The organism is Hymenobacter sp. BRD67, assembly GCF_013256425.1.
In the GTDB taxonomy this organism is placed as follows: Bacteria; Bacteroidota; Bacteroidia; order Cytophagales; family Hymenobacteraceae; genus Hymenobacter.
This window is the reverse complement of the sequence record NZ_CP053904.1, coordinates 1,096,591-1,113,308: the sequence shown is the minus strand read 5'-3', so window position 1 is coordinate 1,113,308 and position 16,718 is coordinate 1,096,591. Positions and strand designations below refer to the sequence as shown.

17 protein-coding genes and 2 pseudogenes are annotated in these 16,718 nt (G+C 59.0%); 11 read left to right on the top strand and 8 right to left on the bottom strand.

What is annotated here, in order from left to right:
• The first annotated feature begins 87 nt into the window (after positions 1 to 87).
• From GKZ67_RS05085 to GKZ67_RS05075, 3 genes are read left to right on the top strand one after another with little or no spacing between them, the layout of a single operon-like run.
• Positions 88 to 1,437, top strand: a complete 1,350-nt coding sequence (locus GKZ67_RS05085; RefSeq protein ID WP_173241409.1) for a dicarboxylate/amino acid:cation symporter — start codon at positions 88 to 90, stop codon at positions 1,435 to 1,437.
• A 16-nt stretch (positions 1,438 to 1,453) separates the two neighbouring features.
• Positions 1,454 to 1,939, top strand: a complete 486-nt coding sequence (locus GKZ67_RS05080; protein ID WP_173241408.1) for a nuclear transport factor 2 family protein — start codon at positions 1,454 to 1,456, stop codon at positions 1,937 to 1,939.
• Positions 1,940 to 1,951: 12 nt separating this feature from the next.
• Entirely contained in the window at positions 1,952 to 2,479 is a 528-nt protein-coding gene (locus tag GKZ67_RS05075; protein WP_173241407.1) for a hypothetical protein, read from the top strand.
• Between the two features lie 292 nt (positions 2,480 to 2,771).
• On the opposite strand, the gene ispG is transcribed toward GKZ67_RS05075, so the two are convergent.
• The 4 genes and pseudogenes from ispG to GKZ67_RS05055 form a co-directional block, all read right to left on the bottom strand.
• A complete protein-coding gene (gene ispG / locus GKZ67_RS05070; protein WP_173241406.1) occupies positions 2,772 to 4,757 on the bottom strand; it encodes a (E)-4-hydroxy-3-methylbut-2-enyl-diphosphate synthase in 1,986 nt (661 codons plus the stop codon).
• A 213-nt stretch (positions 4,758 to 4,970) separates the two neighbouring features.
• On the bottom strand, positions 4,971 to 5,561 hold the full coding sequence (locus GKZ67_RS05065) for a PAS domain-containing protein (protein WP_254245072.1): 591 nt from the start codon (positions 5,559 to 5,561) through the stop codon (positions 4,971 to 4,973).
• Between the two features lie 35 nt (positions 5,562 to 5,596).
• A pseudogene (locus GKZ67_RS25005) lies at positions 5,597 to 5,866 on the bottom strand (PAS domain-containing protein); the annotation flags it as partial.
• Positions 5,867 to 5,914: 48 nt separating this feature from the next.
• A complete protein-coding gene (locus GKZ67_RS05055; RefSeq protein WP_173241405.1) occupies positions 5,915 to 6,274 on the bottom strand; it encodes a hypothetical protein in 360 nt (119 codons plus the stop codon).
• A gap of 288 nt (positions 6,275 to 6,562) precedes the next feature.
• Here GKZ67_RS05055 and GKZ67_RS05050 point away from each other — a divergent pair, with 288 nt between their 5' ends.
• Positions 6,563 to 7,102, top strand: coding sequence for a hypothetical protein (locus GKZ67_RS05050; protein ID WP_173241404.1), 540 nt, complete (start codon positions 6,563 to 6,565; stop codon positions 7,100 to 7,102).
• A 61-nt stretch (positions 7,103 to 7,163) separates the two neighbouring features.
• Here the strand turns inward: GKZ67_RS05050 and GKZ67_RS05045 are convergent, their stop codons facing one another.
• The 3 genes from GKZ67_RS05045 to GKZ67_RS05035 all read right to left on the bottom strand — a co-directional run bounded on the left by GKZ67_RS05045 (position 7,164) and on the right by GKZ67_RS05035 (position 9,476).
• Positions 7,164 to 8,051 carry a D-2-hydroxyacid dehydrogenase gene (locus GKZ67_RS05045; RefSeq protein ID WP_317172244.1) on the bottom strand — a complete coding sequence of 296 codons (888 nt, stop codon included), beginning with the start codon at positions 8,049 to 8,051 and terminating at the stop codon, positions 7,164 to 7,166.
• 161 nt (positions 8,052 to 8,212) lie between these two features.
• Positions 8,213 to 8,629, bottom strand: coding sequence for a hypothetical protein (locus GKZ67_RS05040; RefSeq protein ID WP_151088108.1), 417 nt, complete (start codon positions 8,627 to 8,629; stop codon positions 8,213 to 8,215).
• A 139-nt stretch (positions 8,630 to 8,768) separates the two neighbouring features.
• Positions 8,769 to 9,476: a hypothetical protein gene (locus tag GKZ67_RS05035; protein ID WP_151088107.1), complete on the bottom strand. Its 708-nt coding sequence runs from the start codon at positions 9,474 to 9,476 to the stop codon at positions 8,769 to 8,771.
• Between the two features lie 206 nt (positions 9,477 to 9,682).
• On the opposite strand from GKZ67_RS05035, the gene GKZ67_RS05030 reads away from it, so the two are divergent.
• The 3 genes from GKZ67_RS05030 (at position 9,683) to GKZ67_RS05020 (ending at position 11,787) form a co-directional block, all read left to right on the top strand.
• Complete coding sequence (locus GKZ67_RS05030; protein ID WP_173241402.1) at positions 9,683 to 10,096, top strand: 6-pyruvoyl trahydropterin synthase family protein; 414 nt, start codon at positions 9,683 to 9,685, stop codon at positions 10,094 to 10,096.
• Positions 10,086 to 10,778 (top strand): GTP cyclohydrolase I FolE, encoded by a 693-nt coding sequence (gene folE / locus GKZ67_RS05025; protein WP_173241401.1) that lies wholly within the window; start codon positions 10,086 to 10,088, stop codon positions 10,776 to 10,778. The genes GKZ67_RS05030 and folE overlap by 11 nt, the downstream gene beginning before the upstream one ends.
• A 94-nt stretch (positions 10,779 to 10,872) precedes the next feature.
• The gene (locus GKZ67_RS05020; protein WP_254245071.1) at positions 10,873 to 11,787 is read left to right on the top strand and encodes a TIGR01777 family oxidoreductase; all 915 of its coding nucleotides are present in this window, start codon (positions 10,873 to 10,875) and stop codon (positions 11,785 to 11,787) included.
• A gap of 49 nt (positions 11,788 to 11,836) precedes the next feature.
• Here the strand turns inward: GKZ67_RS05020 and GKZ67_RS05015 are convergent, their stop codons facing one another.
• Complete coding sequence (locus tag GKZ67_RS05015; RefSeq protein WP_254245070.1) at positions 11,837 to 12,301, bottom strand: D-glycero-alpha-D-manno-heptose-1,7-bisphosphate 7-phosphatase; 465 nt, start codon at positions 12,299 to 12,301, stop codon at positions 11,837 to 11,839.
• 81 nt (positions 12,302 to 12,382) lie between these two features.
• On the opposite strand from GKZ67_RS05015, the gene hemG reads away from it, so the two are divergent.
• The 4 genes and pseudogenes from hemG to egtD all read left to right on the top strand — a co-directional run bounded on the left by hemG (position 12,383) and on the right by egtD (position 16,640).
• Positions 12,383 to 13,714 carry a protoporphyrinogen oxidase gene (gene hemG, locus GKZ67_RS05010; protein ID WP_173241400.1) on the top strand — a complete coding sequence of 444 codons (1,332 nt, stop codon included), beginning with the start codon at positions 12,383 to 12,385 and terminating at the stop codon, positions 13,712 to 13,714.
• 105 nt (positions 13,715 to 13,819) lie between these two features.
• Positions 13,820 to 14,530 (top strand): annotated as a pseudogene (locus tag GKZ67_RS05005) (polyprenol monophosphomannose synthase); the annotation flags it as partial.
• The gene (locus GKZ67_RS05000; protein WP_317172293.1) at positions 14,513 to 15,592 is read left to right on the top strand and encodes a TerC family protein; all 1,080 of its coding nucleotides are present in this window, start codon (positions 14,513 to 14,515) and stop codon (positions 15,590 to 15,592) included. The pseudogene GKZ67_RS05005 and the gene GKZ67_RS05000, both read left to right, overlap by 18 nt.
• A gap of 91 nt (positions 15,593 to 15,683) precedes the next feature.
• Positions 15,684 to 16,640, top strand: coding sequence for an L-histidine N(alpha)-methyltransferase (egtD, locus tag GKZ67_RS04995; RefSeq protein WP_173241399.1), 957 nt, complete (start codon positions 15,684 to 15,686; stop codon positions 16,638 to 16,640).
• The last annotated feature ends 78 nt before the right edge of the window (positions 16,641 to 16,718 follow it).

Here is a 16,718-nt window from a genome sequence, read left to right as displayed (position 1 = left end):
AGCGCTTTTCTTCCGGCCTACGCGCCCCACTCTGCCCGGCCAGCTAGCTTTGCGCCCTGCTGGCAGCCCCGCTCCTTTTCCACTACTATGAAACGCTATTATTCCAACCTCACCGTGCAGGTGCTCACGGCCATTGTGCTGGGAGTAGTAGTCGGGGGCTTGTTTCCGCACTTCGGCGCAGCGCTTAAGCCAGTGGCCGACACGTTTATCAACCTCATTAAGATGTTGATTGCGCCCATTATTTTTCTCACGGTAGTGCTGGGCATTGCCGGCATGGGCAGCCTGAAGAAAGTTGGCCGCGTGGGCGGCAAAGCCCTGCTTTACTTTGAGCTAGTAACCACTCTGGCGCTGGCAATTGGCATTGCGGCCGCCAATATCACCCAGCCGGGCACGGGCGTGCAGGCTACCGCGCAGGCTGCTCTCCACGACAGCAAGCAAGCGACCGAAGCCGCCAAGTTTACTACCCAGGCCGGTGAGCTGAACTGGGTCGAGTTTATCACTCACATTGTGCCCACCAACGTAGTCGAAGCATTCGCCAAAGGCGATATATTGCAAGTGCTATTATTTGCAGTATTATTCGGCCTGGCCCTCAACCGCCTGGGCGAGTCGGCTCAGCCCCTGGTCAAAACGTTCGACCGGCTCTCGCACGCCATGTTTGGGGTGCTGGGCATTGTGATGAAACTGGCTCCGCTGGGGGCGTTTGGCGGCATGGCTTTCACCATCGGCAAGTACGGGCTAGCCACCCTGCTACCGCTGGGCAAGCTCATGCTGGTAGTGTACCTCACCATGTTCCTGTTCATTTTTGGGGTACTAAACCTGATTTTACGCGCTTACCAGCTGCGGCTGGGGCCGTACCTGGGCTTTATCAAGGAAGAGATTCTGCTGGTGCTGGGCACCTCATCGTCCGAGTCGGCGCTGCCGCGCATGATTGACAAAATGGAGCGCTACGGCTGCTCGCGCTCGGTGGCGGGGCTGGTTATTCCTACCGGCTACTCCTTCAATCTGGATGGCACCTCCATTTATCTTTCCATTGCGGTTATCTTTCTGGCACAGGCCTTTAACATTCCGCTCTCGCTTACGCAGCAGCTATCGCTCATTGCCGTGCTGGTGGTCACGAGCAAGGGTGCGGCGGGGGTCACGGGCTCGGGCTTTATCGTGCTGGCTTCCACGCTGGCGGCTACCAAAACCATTCCGGTAGAGAGCGTGGCGCTGCTGCTGGGCGTCGACCGCTTTATGAGTGAGGCCCGCGCTATTACCAATGTTATCGGCAATGGCGTGGCTACGCTCATCATCGCCAAAAGCGAAGGCGAGTTTGACGAAGCCCGCCATCAGCTGGCGCTGCAGGGCCACGCGGTGCCCGAGGAGCTGCGCCCCGAGCCGGTGGCCGAGCTGCCGCGCATCCTGAAGCCCCATGAACAGGAGCCAGGCCAGGACTGATTTCCCTACCCCAGCTTTGCCTACGCCGAACGTGTATCTTAGTCAGATGAAAAATAGCGTCACGCTTCTGCTGCTCAGCGCCGCGTTCGCCGCCCAGGCCCAAACCACGCCGCCCGAAGCGTCGGCGGTGCAGCAAGCCATCACAACGTTTTTCAACGGGATGCGGCGCGGCGATAGCACTCTGGTACGAAGTACCCTCGCCCCGGCCGCCGTGTTTCACACCCTGGGCGAGCACGCTGGCCAGCCCACTGTGCAGCTCGAAAACGTAAATGCCTTCTTAAAGGCCGTCGGCACGCCCCACGCCGAAAGCTGGGACGAGCGCGTGCAGTTCGAGCGCGTACTTATTGACGCCAACCTGGCCAGCGTGTGGGCACCCTATGAGTTTTACCTGGGCAGCAAGTTCAGTCACTGCGGCTACGATTCCTTTCAACTAGTGAAGCTGGCGGACGGCTGGAAAATCGCGCATATTATCGATACGCGCCGCAAGGAGAAGTGCCGCTAGCCCTTCAACTATATGGAATCAAAACGCTATCCCCGCCAGCTTTCGCGCGGCGCCAATAATGCGGCCATCGCCCTTTCCGAAACGGAAGTTGGTAAGCTTTTCAGCGACGATACACGCTCCGATATTGGCTCAGAAGCGGAGAAAATGCGCTTCGCCAATGCCGTGAATGGATTAGTAGTCCGCTTTCATCGCCTGGAAACCAATCAGGCCCTGGCCGCCGACATGCTGGTAATGGAGCGCATCTACCCGCTCGATTTCCGGGCCTATGAGGTAGAAATGCGCGAAATCTGGTTCGACGTTTTCACTGACGAGCTGCTAGCCCTGCACACTGCCGGCTTCGTACACCACGATTTGCAGCGCCCCAGCAATCTGCCCGGCGAGCGCTTCGACAATATCCTGCTCACGCAACAAGGCTTGCGGCTGATTGACGTCGGCATTTCCGTGTTGCAGCGGCAGGTTGGCGAGCCGTTTTTCAACGCCTACGTGCAGCGGGAGTTGGAAGAGCTGGCTCGGTTTCGGGAGTTTTTTTTGGGACGGTAAGACATCAATCGCCCAAAGCTACCAATCCACAATTAGCTGCAAAAGCTTCCTTTATAATGCTGGCTAGGTTAGGAATGGCTGCTGTGATAGCAGGTGTTAGCACGTCCAACTTTTGACGGACGTTCTGACTATTCCAACGAAAATGGCCGTAATAGTCAAGGTGTTTTTCAATAATTTTTAGGTCCCGAGCTTTCTCAAACTCCTCGTATTAAATTCCACCGGCATAATTTAAGCCTGGGGCTTGCATAGGTTTTTCGTCGGGGATAAAATTAAAATCAAGCATATTTAATACCTAAACTTCGGCAGGTATTACTTCCTTCTCAATCCATTTTCCATCCTCGCGCATTAGCTCAATCAGCTCATCCACGGCGCGTTCTTCGGGTACGGCTTTTTTGATAACTTCCTGGCCGCGGTAGAGGGCGATTTTACCTTTGCCGACGCCCACGTAGCCGTAGTCGGCGTCGGCCATTTCGCCGGGGCCGTTCACGATGCAGCCCATAATGCCGATTTTGATGCCCTTGAGGTGGTCGGTGCGCTTGCGAATCATGGCCGTAGTTTCCTGCAAGTCGAAGAGCGTGCGGCCGCAGCTGGGACAGCTGATGTACTCGGTTTTGCTCATGCGGGTGCGGGCCGCCTGCAAAACTCCGAAGCTCAATTGGTTGAGGCCCGAAATTGTATCGAGGTACATTTCCTTGCTTTGCGCGGGCAGCAACTCCGTGCGCAGAACTATCCCGTCGCCAAGGCCATCGATTAGCAAGCCTCCGATATCGGTAGCGGCATCGAGCTGGGTTTGCGCTACTGCCTGGGCGGGGTAGCTGCGGAATACTACTACCGGGCAGGTAACCTGACTAGTAAGCAGCTCGAAGAAAGCGCGGCGTAGCTCGGGCAGGGCATGAGCATTCGTAGTATCCAGCACCAGTACCAGCGTTGCGTCAGCGTGCAGGTGGCGCAGCAAAGAGGCATCGAGCGTGTCGAGGCTGAGTAGCAGGAAGTTGAGCTGCGGATGACGCGGCTGCTCGTTGAGATATCTGTCGACGGTCATCACCGGGTAGTGATGGGGGCGCTGGCCGGCGTCGAGCCAGGCAGTGTACGTTACAATTTCCTTCAAGCCATTGGGCAGCATGAAGGGCACTGGCCGCTCGCCGGTATAGATGTAGTCGGCCCCCTGGTCCGACATCTGAAACTTGTCGAGAAAGGGTGAGTACAGGTGGCCGGCGGCGCGCAGGTCGGCATAGTCGAGCTGATGCGCCAGGCGCGACAAATCGACAATAACGCGCGGCACGTTGAGGCCACCAAAGTTCAGTACCTCGTGCGTAGCGCGGCGCTGGTATTGAAACGGGTTGAGGGGCTCCTCGCCCGCCAGCGGCCTGATGGGCCGGGCCTGGGCGGCGCGGTCTACGTAGCGATTAATGAGCATACGCGCTACGGGCGCTTCGGCCTCGGGGGCTTCGGTCAGGCTGACGCGCACAGTATCGCCCAGGCCGTCTTCGAGCAGTGTGCCGATACCCACGGCCGACTTAATGCGGCCATCCTCGGCTTCGCCGGCTTCGGTTACGCCCAGGTGCAGCGGGTAGGGCTGCAAGCCTTCTTCGTCGAGCTTTTGCACCAGCAGGCGGTAGGCCTGCACCATTACCTGGGTGTTGCTGGCCTTCATGCTGAGCACCACGTCGTAGTAGTTTTCCTCTTCGCAGAGCCGCAAAAACTCCAGGGCCGACTCCACCATGCCCAGCGGCGTATCGCCGTAGCGACTCAGAATGCGGTCGGAGAGCGAGCCGTGGTTGGTGCCAATGCGCATGGCCGTGCCGTACTGCTTGCAAATCTTCACCAGCGGCCGAAACCGCTCCCGGATGCGCTCAACCTCGGCGGCGTAGCTGGAATCGGAATACTCTATTTCCTCAAATTTCTTTTTATCGGCGTAGTTGCCGGGGTTCACGCGCACTTTCTCCACGATGCGGGCGGCCAGCTCGGCGGCGTTGGGCGTAAAGTGGATGTCGGCAATCAAGGGCACGTTGCAGCCCCGAGCCCGCAGCTCCTTCTTGATTTCGAGCAGGTTTTGTGCCTCCTTCACGCTGGGCGCGGTGATGCGAACGTACTCGCAGCCGGCGTCTACCATGCGCAGCGTTTGGGCCACCGAGCCGAGCGTGTCCATGGTATCGACCGTGGTCATGCTCTGCACCCGAATGGGATAGTCGCCGCCCAGCGGTACGCCGCCAATATTTACTACCCGCGCCACGCGGCGCTTGTACTCAGTCAGGCTAGGGCAATATATCTTATTCATAACGCAAAAGGCTAGGGCCGGCGACTACTCACCGGGGCCGTATGCAAAGGTACGGCAACCACTCAGCGCCAGCTTAAGTCCACCATCTGCCTAATGGACAGGATATATATTAAATTATCTATATAAGCAATACTTACAACCAAACCCCCATGCATAGCTGGCAACCTTCTTGCACAACGTTCTGATGGACAAAGAACTGTAGCGTTTACGGCACTACCCTGCTTGTTCGCCCAGCTGCTTGCGCAGGCGCTGCACTTCGTGCTCCAATTCCAGGTTGCGGAAAGTGACCTTGGCTTCGAGGTCGGCATAGGAGTTTTGTAGCTGCTCCTGCAGCTGGCGCATTTCGGTCACGTCGGTATTGGTGCCAAGCCAGCGAATGGTGTGGCCCTGCTCATCACGAACGGGCATGGCGCGGGTCAAAAACCAGCGGTACTGGCCATCGTGGCCCCGCAGCGGAAACGTCAGCTCCCAGGGTTGGCCCATCGTCCAGGCGTTACTCACGAAGTCTATTACCACCTGGAGATGGTCCGGATGGTGGACCTTTTCCCAGCCCCAGCCTTCCATTTCGGCCAGGTTGGTACCCGTGTAGTCGTACCAGCGCTTGTTGTACCAATAGATATGGCCATCGGGCCGGGCCATCCACGAAAGCTGGGCCACGTTATCGGCCAGCGTCGTAAACTCCGACTCGCGCTCCAGCAGCTGCTCGCTGGCCAGCTTCTGGTCGTGGATGTCGGTGCAGGTCCCAAACCACGTCGTGACGTTGCCGGCCGCATCGCGCCGGGGCAGCGCCTGCCCAGAAACCACCGGTACCCACCGGCTTTAGACTTAAAGCGGTACTCTATCTCGTAGTCGTTGCCGGTGGCCAGCGAATGCCCCCACACCTGGCGGGCGCGGGCGCGGTCGTCGGGGTGCAGCAGGTTGTTCCACATATCGGGCCCCAGGCTATCGGCCAGCGTATAGCCGGTGTAGTCAATCCAGCGCTGATTGAAATAAGTATGAAAGCCGGCCGGGTCAGTTATCCAGACCAGCTGCGGAATAAAGTCGGCCAGAAATTGAAATTCTTCCTCTTTTTTCTGAGAAGAATCAGGCAGGGCATCTGAATGAGTCACGGCTACAAAAGCTAGGAAAGCTACCAGAATAATATACTAAACGGGGGCTCAGGGCCGGTCGAGCTGCATTTCCAACCCGGAGCTGAAATAGAGGTTTAGCTGACTGCGGGCCCCATCGGCCGTGCGGCGCAGGCGCGTCACGAGGGCACGAATTTCCTCCGACGGGAAGCTCAGCCGCAGGTAAGGGCGATTGAGCAGCTCATCGCGCGACACGGCCCAGCTACCAGTTTCGCTCAGCATGGGCGCAACCAGCTGCAACAGGTCGTCGCTGAGCAGCAGGCTGGTAGCTTGCGCCAACGCACTGTCGGGGTCGGCCTGGTTTACTACGCGGTGCGCCACGCGCCATGCGCCGGCCAGGTAATTGTCGGGGACTTCCTGTAGGTTTATGTCGAGTAATAAATCGGACATCAGGCAACTGAAAACCACAGCTTAAGGCTGGCTTTCCACAATGACTTCTCTATACTGAGAGAAGCAGCTGCAACGCGTTTTTGGTTGAGCTTTCCCCTAACGCAGGCCGGTAAAAATGGGTTTCTGGCGGCGCTATTTAGCGTTAACAAACTACGTAAGGCATTACAAATTAATGATTTTACTTTTACGCTTTCGTACCCACAAGTCCTGGCTCTTCGCCGGCAGCCCGCTTTCTTAGCCAACCCACCAGCTCTCGCGTATAGCCTATAATCGTTGGCTTTTTTACCCATGAAATATTTCTCGCTTCCTTCTGATTTACCCGGCCAGGTAGCCAGGGCCGCCCGCCAAACCGGCCTGCGCGCCTGGCAAACCGGCCGCTTGTTTCGACAGGTAGCGCAGCGGGCACTCGATGCCGTGCAGGACGTACTACGGGCCGAAATTCAGAGTGGCCACGCGCGGCTGGTTGCCGATTTTCTGGCTGATAAGGCCCTGCCCACCGCCCGGGCGCTGCTGCTGGAGCGCATGGCGGCCCGGCTGCTGCTGCGTATCGGCCTGCGGGGGGCCTTTATGACAAATATCGCGGGCTGGGTGCTGCCCTTTGTGCTCGAAAAGCTTTTTCAGGCGGCGCGGGCCAGCGGCCTGCTTGCCCGCCTCGAAGCCAACCCCACCGTTTCGGAGGCCCTCAGCCGCCTCGACGAGCTTCGCCAGGCGGCGGCCCGGCTCCTTTTTCCGGACGGCGAAACCGAGGCCCGCGTGCTCACCGATGAGGAGGCTGCGGCGCTGCTTCAGCAGCCAGTTAAAAAGCTCACCGCGCAGAGTATGCCGTAAGAAGCCTATCCCAGCTTGTTAGTGAGGGCACAGGCCAGGTAGCCCGGAATTAGCATTTGCCCTAATAGCCTCTGCTTAGGTAAATCTGATTTTCGAGAGGCTCGCCGGTCTGGAGCCGGGATAAATTGCGCAGCAGCTGGTCAATTTTGCCTTCGGCCTCATAGGGCTGGCCACCGCCCGTGTGCTGGGTGAGCAGCACGTTGGGCATTGTCCAGAATGGATGGCTGGCCGGCAGGGGCTCGGTAGCGGTTACGTCCAGCACGGCTCCGCCGAGCCAGCCGGCTTGCAGGCTGAGCAGTAAAGCAGCTTCGTCGGTAGTAGTGCCACGCCCCACACTGGCGTAGAGGCTGCCAGCCGGCAAGGCGGCAAATAGCTCGGCGGTAAAGAAATTAACAGCACTACCCGGTAAGCAATTAATTACCAAATCGGTAACAGGCAGGGCGGCCAGCAGCTCGGCGCGCGAGTGCAGCTCGGCGCGCGGGCTCGTACGCGCCAGCAGCCGCACCTGGCAGCCAAAGCCGCTGAGCTGCTGCCGCACAGCCTGCCCAATAGCTCCGGCTCCCAGCACCACCACCCGCTTGCCCCGCAGCAGCCCGGTGCGGCTCCGGATGGGCGCCCCTACCCAGCGGGCTTCGGCCTGCAGCCGTAGCAGCTCGGGCAAGGCCCGGTAGTAAGCCAGCACGCCGGCTACCATTGTTTCGGCGCAGGGCCAGGCAAAGTAATCGCCCATGTTGGCAACCGGCGCGGCCACCGCCAGGCCCTGGTAGCGGTCGAAGCCCGCCGATTCGAGCTGCCACAGCTTTAAATAGGGCAAAGAACCAGCGGCCAGCCACGCGGGCGGCGGATTACCGAATACCACTTCGGCAGCTTCAAAGGCAAGGCGCTGCTGCTCGGTCGGCAGGTCGGCGGCCAGTAGTGCCTGGTAGCCTGCCGGCAGCTGCGCCTGCAAATATGCCCAGGCAGCCGGCTTTAACTCTGAATAAATAAATAATTTCATACATTAACTATCTATTTTATCGCCCCAAAGTGGGCGGCTACCAAACGCAAACAGCTCTTCCAGATAGCAGTATCTGGAAGAGCTGTTTGGCCCGGCTATGAGTAGCCGACGGTTTAGCGGGCCAGGGTATCCTCGCCCCGGTTGTTATTTTTCAAATCTTCCTCGGGCGTAGTGCTGGAGCCCAGCAGTTGCCCGGCAGCGGCCAGCAGCGCTTCACTGAGCTTCTCGACGTGCAGGCGGGTATTGCCCTCGGCAAAGTGCGCTACGCGCTTGGTTTCAGTGCCAAGGTGGTGTACCAGGCGGCCTACCTGCTCGCCGTCGTAGGTGCCGCCGTGCAAGAGCGCCTTCAGCGATTGCAGGTCAACTACCAGCTGATGAAACTCGGGATTAGCGGCTTCTTTTAAGTCTTCAATCCAGCGCTGCAGCTGGTTATCGATACCGGCGCGGCTAGCTTCCTCGTTCAGGTTGCCGGTTAGCAGCTTTACAGCGCCTTCCAGATGTACTTGGTGTTGAACTTCTTTCTTTTCCATGAGTGCGCAAATAGTAATGGGTGGGCAAGCCAGGCAGCCTGCCTACCTGCCAAACGCAAGGCGGGCCGTGGAGGTTAGGCTTAGCCCAATAAAAAACCCTGCCGGCAGCCGGCAGGGTTTTTTATTGGGCTAAAAACGATTACTCGATTTTGCTCATGCGCTCTTTTACTGCCTCCAGGGCTACGCGCATGTTTACGATGTCGGCGCGGGCGGCTTCCTGCTCTTTCAGGTTGCTATCTACTTGGTTGTTAAGCTGCTGCAACTCAGCGGCATTGGCTGCCAGCTGCTGCTGAATTTCCAGCTTGCGCGCTTTGTTGCGCTCGATATCCTTCTTGATGGCATCGGCCTTGCTGATAACCGACATGTGGTTGTTCTGCGAGGTTACCAGGGCCTTTTCGGCATCGGTAATCTGCGCTACCAGGTCTTCGCGGTACATCGAGCGGGCAAAGTCTTTGAGGTATTTCTCAGCCGACTTCCACTGCGTGGGTGTTGAAGCCTGGCCCAGATAGGCATTACCCAGGTCGATGCTCCACCATACGCCGGTGCCGGTTGGCAGGGCATCTACGCGGCTAATAACACGTACCGGCGTGGGCGAAATATCCGGAATCGTTACGCCATCCATCGTAATGATTCCTTTATTGTTTTTCACTTTACCGGGAAACTGCTCGTTCAACTGCTTTAGCCAGGCGGCCTCTACCCGCTTGTTATCGAGTTGCAGGCTTACGCGCTGGCCTTTGCGGGGAATATTGTTGATGTTCTGGTCCGACTCGTCAACGGGGGAGCGCTGAGCCGACACTTGCAAGGCCCCCAGCAGGAGCAGGAAGACGAAAAGTAGGTTTTTAGTCATCGGTAGGAAAGATGGGTAACTAGTAGAAAAACAAAAGAAATGAGCCGAGGTAGTATTCCGACTGCCCAAATTTAAGCAGCCTGACGCAACTGATTATGAGGTCTGGTATTTTTTTTTGCCGCGTTTATTTTTTCTTGAATTAATCCTATGAGGATAAGGAGTGATTTTACTCTTAACAAAAGGTCATTTGAGCGGTTTCAAACCCTATGTCACAGCTTACTATCTGCCGCTCCGAGCACTTCAACGCGGCCCATCGCCTACACAACCCGGCCTGGAATGAGGCCCGCAATCAGCAGGTGTTTGGCAAATGCAACAATCCGAACTACCACGGCCACAACTACAACCTGACGGTGCGCCTCACCGGCGAAATTGACCCGGAAACGGGTTATGTTTTTGACCTGAAGCAGCTTAGCGACATCATAAAATCTGAGATACTGAATCGTTTCGACCACCGCAACCTAAACCTCGATACCGAAGATTTTCGGGAACTCAACCCGACGGCTGAAAATATTGCCGTTGTCATTTGGCGGCGGCTGCGGGCGGCGCTCCCGGCCACGCTCAAGCTGGCCGTGACGCTCCACGAAACCGACCGTAATTTTGTGGAATACTATGGAGAATAAACCTGCCGGCCCACCGGCCCCCGCCGCAGTCGCGCGGGCTACCGACCTCGGTCCGGATGCTCACCTGCCAGCCGGCCTGCGCACCCCGCTACGAGCCGATGCCTTTGCCCGTACCGACGACGAAAAAATTACGGCTATCAGCGGCCACTTCCACGCTATTATGCAGGAGCTGGGCCTCGACCTGACCGATGACAGCCTGGCTGGCACGCCCCGGCGCGTGGCCAAAATGTTTGTGCAGGAATGGTTTAAGGGCCTCAACCCCGAGCATCGGCCCGAGGTGCGGCTGTTTGACAACCGCTACCAGTACCAGCAGCTGCTGATAGAGCGCGACATTACGCTGTTTTCGTGCTGTGAGCACCATTTTGTGCCCATCATCGGCAAGGCGCACATAGCTTACCTGCCCGGTGAGCACGTCGTAGGCCTCAGCAAGCTCAACCGGGTGGTGCAGTATTATGCCCGTCGGCCGCAGGTACAGGAGCGTCTCACCCGGCAGGTGGCCGAGCACCTGCGCCAGAGCCTGGGCACCGACGACGTGGCCGTGCTCATCGAAGCCGACCACCTGTGCGTGATGAGCCGCGGCGTAAACGACACGAGCAGCTCGACCATCACCAGCGAGTACGGGGGCAGGTTTTTGGAAGACAGCACTTTGCGCAATGAGTTTTTGCGGCAGATTGGAAAGTAATTTTTAATGATTAATTGCTTAGTGGTCAATGATTAATGATTTTTAAGAGCTGACCAGAGATTAACCATTAACCATTGAAAAATTAACCATTAGCATGAAAATCCTCATCACCGGCGGCACGGGCATGATTGGGCAGCGGCTGGCCGAACTGCTGATTGATAGCGGGCACGAGGTAGGACTGCTTACCCGCGACCTACACAAAGCCAGTCACTTCCGGCTGTTTGGTTGGGACCCCCAGGGCGGCACCATCGACCCCGCCGCGGTGCCCTACGCCGACTGCATCGTGAACTTGGCCGGCAGCAGCGTGGCGGAGGGCAAGTGGACCACCGAGCGCAAGCACGACATCATTCGCTCGCGCCTCGATGGGCTGGAGCTGCTGTACCGTGAGCTAGCTAAGCCCGGCCACCACGTCCAAACGCTGCTATCTGCCTCGGCCATAGGCGTGTATGGCGACCGGGGAGCGGAAATGCTTTATGAAGACTCGCCCATTGCGGCCCCCGGCGACGACTTCCTCGCCGATGTGGTGGTGCAATGGGAAGCCGCTGCCCGGCGCATCGGCGAGCTGGGGCCCCGGGTGGTGCTGCCCCGCATCGGTATTGTGCTCAGCCCCGAGGGCGGGGCGCTGGTGCCCATTGCCAAAACCATTCGCTACGGGGCCGGGGCCCCGCTGGGCTCGGGCCGGCAGTACATGAGCTGGATTCATCTGGATGACCTGTGCCACCTGCTGGTGCATATGCTGGAAGAGGCGCAGTGGCAGGGCGAGTACAACGCCGTAGCTCCCAACCCGGTCACCAACCAGGAGTTTACCGCAACGCTGGCCCAGGTAATGCACCGGCCGCTACTGCTGCCCAAGGTGCCGGCGTTCGGCCTGAAGCTGGCGATGGGCGAGATGAGCGAGATTGTGCTCGGCTCGCAGCGCGTGAGCGCCGACAAGGTCTTAAGCCAGGGCTTTGTGTATGAGTACCCCGAGGTTAAAGCGGCCCTGCAATCGTTTTACCAGGAAAGCTGATACCTCTTTTATTCGCTTAAAATAAACTCAGTAGCTTCCCGCAAATCGGCTACGCGGGGGTGTAGGCCAGGGGTTCGGCCGGCCCCACCAGGATGCCGCGCACGCCCAGCTTCGCCCCGGCCGCCATATCGCGGGCGCGGTCGCCCACCAGCCAGCACCGGGCCGGGTCGAGCTGAAAGCGGGCCACTGCTTTTTCGAGCATGCCCGAGTCGGGCTTACGGGAAATAGACTCGCTGACGGATGGATGGCTTTCGGAATAATATATTGAATCTACTATATTACCACATGCCTGCTGCAAGATGTGGTGGCAGGCCAGCACCTCGGCCGGCGTGTAAAGCCCCTTGGCAATGCCAGCCTGATTGGTTACCACAATGAGGTAGTAGCCCGCCGCCTTGAGGCGCGCCAGGCTCTCGGGCACGCCAGGGCAGATGCGGAAGCGCTCGGGCGTGAAGACGTAGTCGCCCATTTCTTCGTTGAGCACGCCATCACGGTCCAGGAACACGGCTTTATTCATATAAGTACGTTTATTTTACAGCTTCGCCCATCTAAAAACAAAGCTATTCGCTAATTACTCATGGCCAGCAGCCCTTCTCCTATGCGCGTTGCTATTATTGGCGGCGGCCTCACCGGCCTCACGCTGGCGTATTACTTACAAAAAGCGGGCGTGGCCTACGACTTGTTTGAGGCGAGCGGCCGGCCGGGCGGCAACCTCTATTCGCCTCTTACGCCGGAGGGCTATCAGCTGGAGGCCGGCCCTAACTCCTTGCTGCTAAGCGCCGAGCTGGAAGAATTAGTGACCGAGCTTGGCCTGCAAAGCCCCATCCAGGAAGCGGCTCCGGTAAGCCAGCACCGCTACGTGCTGCGGCGCGGCCGGTACCAAGCCCTGCCGGCCTCGCCGCCCGCGCTGGTAAGCAGCAATTTTTTCAGCCTGAAAACCAAGCTGCGCCTGCTGGCCGAACTGTTGCGCCGCCCCGCGCCGCCCGTGCCGGGCGAAACCGTGGCCGCCTTTTTTGAGCGGCACTTCGGGGCCGAAGTAGTGCAGTATGCCGTCAATCCATTTGTCGCCGGAATTTATGCCGGCGACCCGGCCGAGCTGCTGCTCTCCCTTACTTTTCCGCAGCTGGCGGCGCTCGAAACCCAGCACGGCTCGCTGCTGCGCGGCCTGGCCAAAGGCCCAAAAGCTGCGCGCCGCCGCACTATTACGCTGCGAGGCGGCGTGCAGGCCCTCACCGATGCGCTTGCCGCCAAGCTCACCAACTACCACCCGGATTGCCGGATTACCGCCATCGGGTTACCAGCTAAAAATAAGTACTGCCTGACCACCCAGCCGCCCCGGCCGGCCGCCCTTGCGCCCTACTCGCAGCTGGCGCTGGCGCTGCCGGCCTACGCGGCGGCCCCGCTGCTGCGCCCGCACTTTGCGGCCGCCGCCGAAGCCCTGGCGGCCGTGCGCTACCCGCCCATGACCCTGGTATATTCGGCCTACGACCGGGCGGCCGTGACGCACCCGCTCGCGGGCTTCGGGGCGCTGAATCCGAAGGCAGAAAACACTTATTCGGCGGGAGCCATCTGGACCAGCTCCCTTTTCCCCGACCGCGTGCCGGCCGGGCAGGTTCTCTTTACCAGCTTTGTGGGTGGGGCGCAGTTTGCCCGCCAGGCGCAGGAGCCGGAAGCCGCGCAGCTGGCTGCCGTGCACCACGAGCTGAGCCGGCTTTACGGCATTGAGGGTGCACCGCGCTGGCAGGGCCGTTACTACTGGCCGCAGAGCATTCCGCAGTTCGACCAGTACCTGGCGACGGCGCGGGCCGCCGTGGCCCCGCTGGCGGCCCAGGGAATTGTGGCCGTAGCCAACTGGCAAGCCGGCGTAAGCGTGCCCGACTGTATCAAGTACGCCCGTCAGCTGGCCGGGCAGTTAGCCGCAAATAAGTAGCCGCCAGCTCTATTCCTTCCCCGTTGGCTGCTAATAATTCGCCGACAGCCAGCTGGTGAGGCAACCCTATTGCCACGCTCCTTATCTTTGCCTGTGATGAGTACTATGGCCGCCGGGTTAGTCTTAATTCCGACGTACAATGAGCGGGAAAATGTGGAGCTTATTCTGCGGGCCGTTTTTGCGCTGCCGAAGAATTTTCACGTCCTGATAATTGACGACGGCTCGCCCGACGGCACGGGCGCGGTTGTGCGCGGGCTACTGGCTGAGTTTGCGGGCCGCCTTTTTCTGGAAGAGCGCGCGGGCAAGCAAGGCCTGGGTACGGCCTATATTTTTGGTTTCCGGTGGGCATTGGCGCGGGGCTATGACTATGTGTTTGAGATGGATGCGGACTTCTCGCACAACCCGCAGGATTTGCTGCGCCTGCACGAAGCCTGCGCCGTGCAAGGCTACGACCTGGCCATCGGCTCGCGCTACAGCGATGGCGTCAACGTCGTGAACTGGCCCATGAGCCGGGTACTGATGTCGTATTTTGCCTCCAAGTATGTGCGCTTTATCACGAGCATGCCCATCCATGATGCCACGGCGGGGTTTAAGTGCTACTCGGCGCGGGTGCTGCGCGCCATCGACCTGAGCCGGATTCATTTCGTGGGCTACGCCTTTCAGATTGAGATGAAGTGGCTGACCTACCGCCTGGGCTTTCACATCAAGGAGGTGCCCATCATCTTCACCGACCGCACCCGGGGGCAGTCCAAAATGTCGAAGGGCATTTTTAAGGAGGCGCTCTTTGGCGTCGTTCAGATGAAGCTCAGCAGCTGGATTCATCCGCCGCGCCGCACCGACAACTCCCCCAGGGTCAGCCAGCTATCGCGCCGGCGCAGTAGCGCTTACCGCCACGCGGGCAGTTTTTTCGTATCTGAGGCAGCCTTATGCTGCCGGATGGAAAACACGCCCCTGTTCTGGATTTTATTCAATCTATTTATAATCGGGCTTTTACTGCTCGATTTACTGGTGCTGAACCGCCGAGCCCACGCCGTAAAGCTCGGCGAGGCACTGGGCTGGAGCGCCTTCTGGATTACGCTTTCGCTGTGCTTCAACTTTTTGGTGTACCGCACTATGGGCCACGAGGCCGGCCTGCAATGGCTAACGGGCTACCTCATCGAAAAGGCCCTGAGCGTAGATAACCTGTTTGTATTCCTGCTCATTTTCACCTACTTTAAGGTACCCGCCGAGTATCAGCACCGCATACTGTTCTGGGGCGTGCTGGGGGCACTGGTGCTGCGCGGAATATTTATTCTGGCGGGGGCCGCGCTGCTGGTAAAATTTCATTTTTTACTTTACATACTAGGCGCTTTTCTAGTATACACCGGCATTCGCATGGCCCTGAGCGGCAGCGATGAGCCCGAAATCGACCCCAACAACAATCCGGTAGTGCGGCTGCTGAGCCGGCGCCTGCCCATCACGCGGCAGCTTGATGGCGGCCGGTTTTTTACCCGGCGCGATGGCCTGCGCTTCGCCACGCCCCTGCTGGTGGTGCTGGTGATGATAGAAACTACCGACGTGGTTTTTGCAGCCGATTCTATCCCGGCTATTCTGGCCGTTTCGCGCAATACGTTCGTGGTATATACCTCCAATGTATTTGCGCTGCTGGGGCTGCGGGCGCTGTATTTTGCCCTGGCCAGCCTCATGACGCTCTTTCACTACCTGCACTATGGGCTGGCGCTTATTTTGGTTTTTATCGGTGGCAAGCTGCTGACCGACGACCTTTTGCGCGTGCAGTTTAACCGGGAGCTACCCATGCCGGTTTCACTGGGCGTGGTAGGCCTGCTGCTGCTGGGCTCCATTGGCGCCTCGCTGCTGTGGCCCCGGAAAAACGGGTAATGGCCGCTTTACGCTGCCCGCCAAGCAGTATAAGCTACTACCCCGCTGCCACTACTACCCGCTACTTACTCATCACCCATTCGTCATTACCTTGAATCAACTTGCTGAACATCTGGTGCAAGGCTTCAGCCAAACGCCGAAGACCTTGTCGTCCAAATATTTCTACGATGCAGCCGGCAGCCGGCTGTTTCAGCAGATAATGAGCCTGCCCGAGTATTACCCTACGCGTACGGAGCTGGGTATTTTTCAGGAGCAGGGCGCGGCAATCGGGCAGGCGCTGGCAGCGGGTGCTGCCAGCGGGCAGCCCCTGGCCGTAGTGGAACTGGGGGCGGGCGACGGGTTAAAAACCAAGCTACTACTGCGTGAGCTGCTTGCCCAGCCGGTAGCGCTCACCTACGTGCCGGTTGATATCTCTCCCTCCGCTATTGAAGAGCTGACCAGCTCGCTGCAACAGGAGCTGCCCGGCCTGACCACCGAGCCGCTGGTAGCCGAGTACGGGGAAGCGCTCACGGCGCTGGCTGCGCAGCCGGGGGCAAAGGCCGTGCTGTTTCTGGGCTCCAACATCGGCAATTTCGCGCCCGCCGAGCAGCTCGACTTTCTGCGCAACCTGGCCCGGCCGCTCACCCCGGCCGACCGCCTGCTGGTGGGCTTCGACCTGCGTAAAGACCCCCGCCGCATTCGGGCGGCTTATGACGATGCCCAGGGCATCACGGCTGAGTTTAACTTCAACCTGCTGCGCCGCCTCAATGCCGAAGCCGGGACTGATTTTCGGCTCGAAGACTGGCAGCATTTCCCTGACTATGACCCCGCCACCGGGGCCATGCGCTCGTGGCTGGTGAGCCGCCGCGCCCAGACCGTGCGCGTGGCGGAGCCGGCCGGCCAGACTTTTGAAATAGCGGCCTGGGAGGCTATTCAAACTGAAAGCTCATTCAAGTTTACCCTGCCTCAGATTACGGGGCTGGCTGCGGGCGCCGGCCTGCGCGTAGTGCAGGTCTTCCAGGATGCGGCCGGCGACTTCGCCGACGTGGTGCTGGCCGTGGCCGGGTAAGGTCGTAATTTTGTATCCAATCAAACAAGTAGAACGTCATGCCGAGCGTAGCGAAGCATGACGTTCTATTTTAAGTAG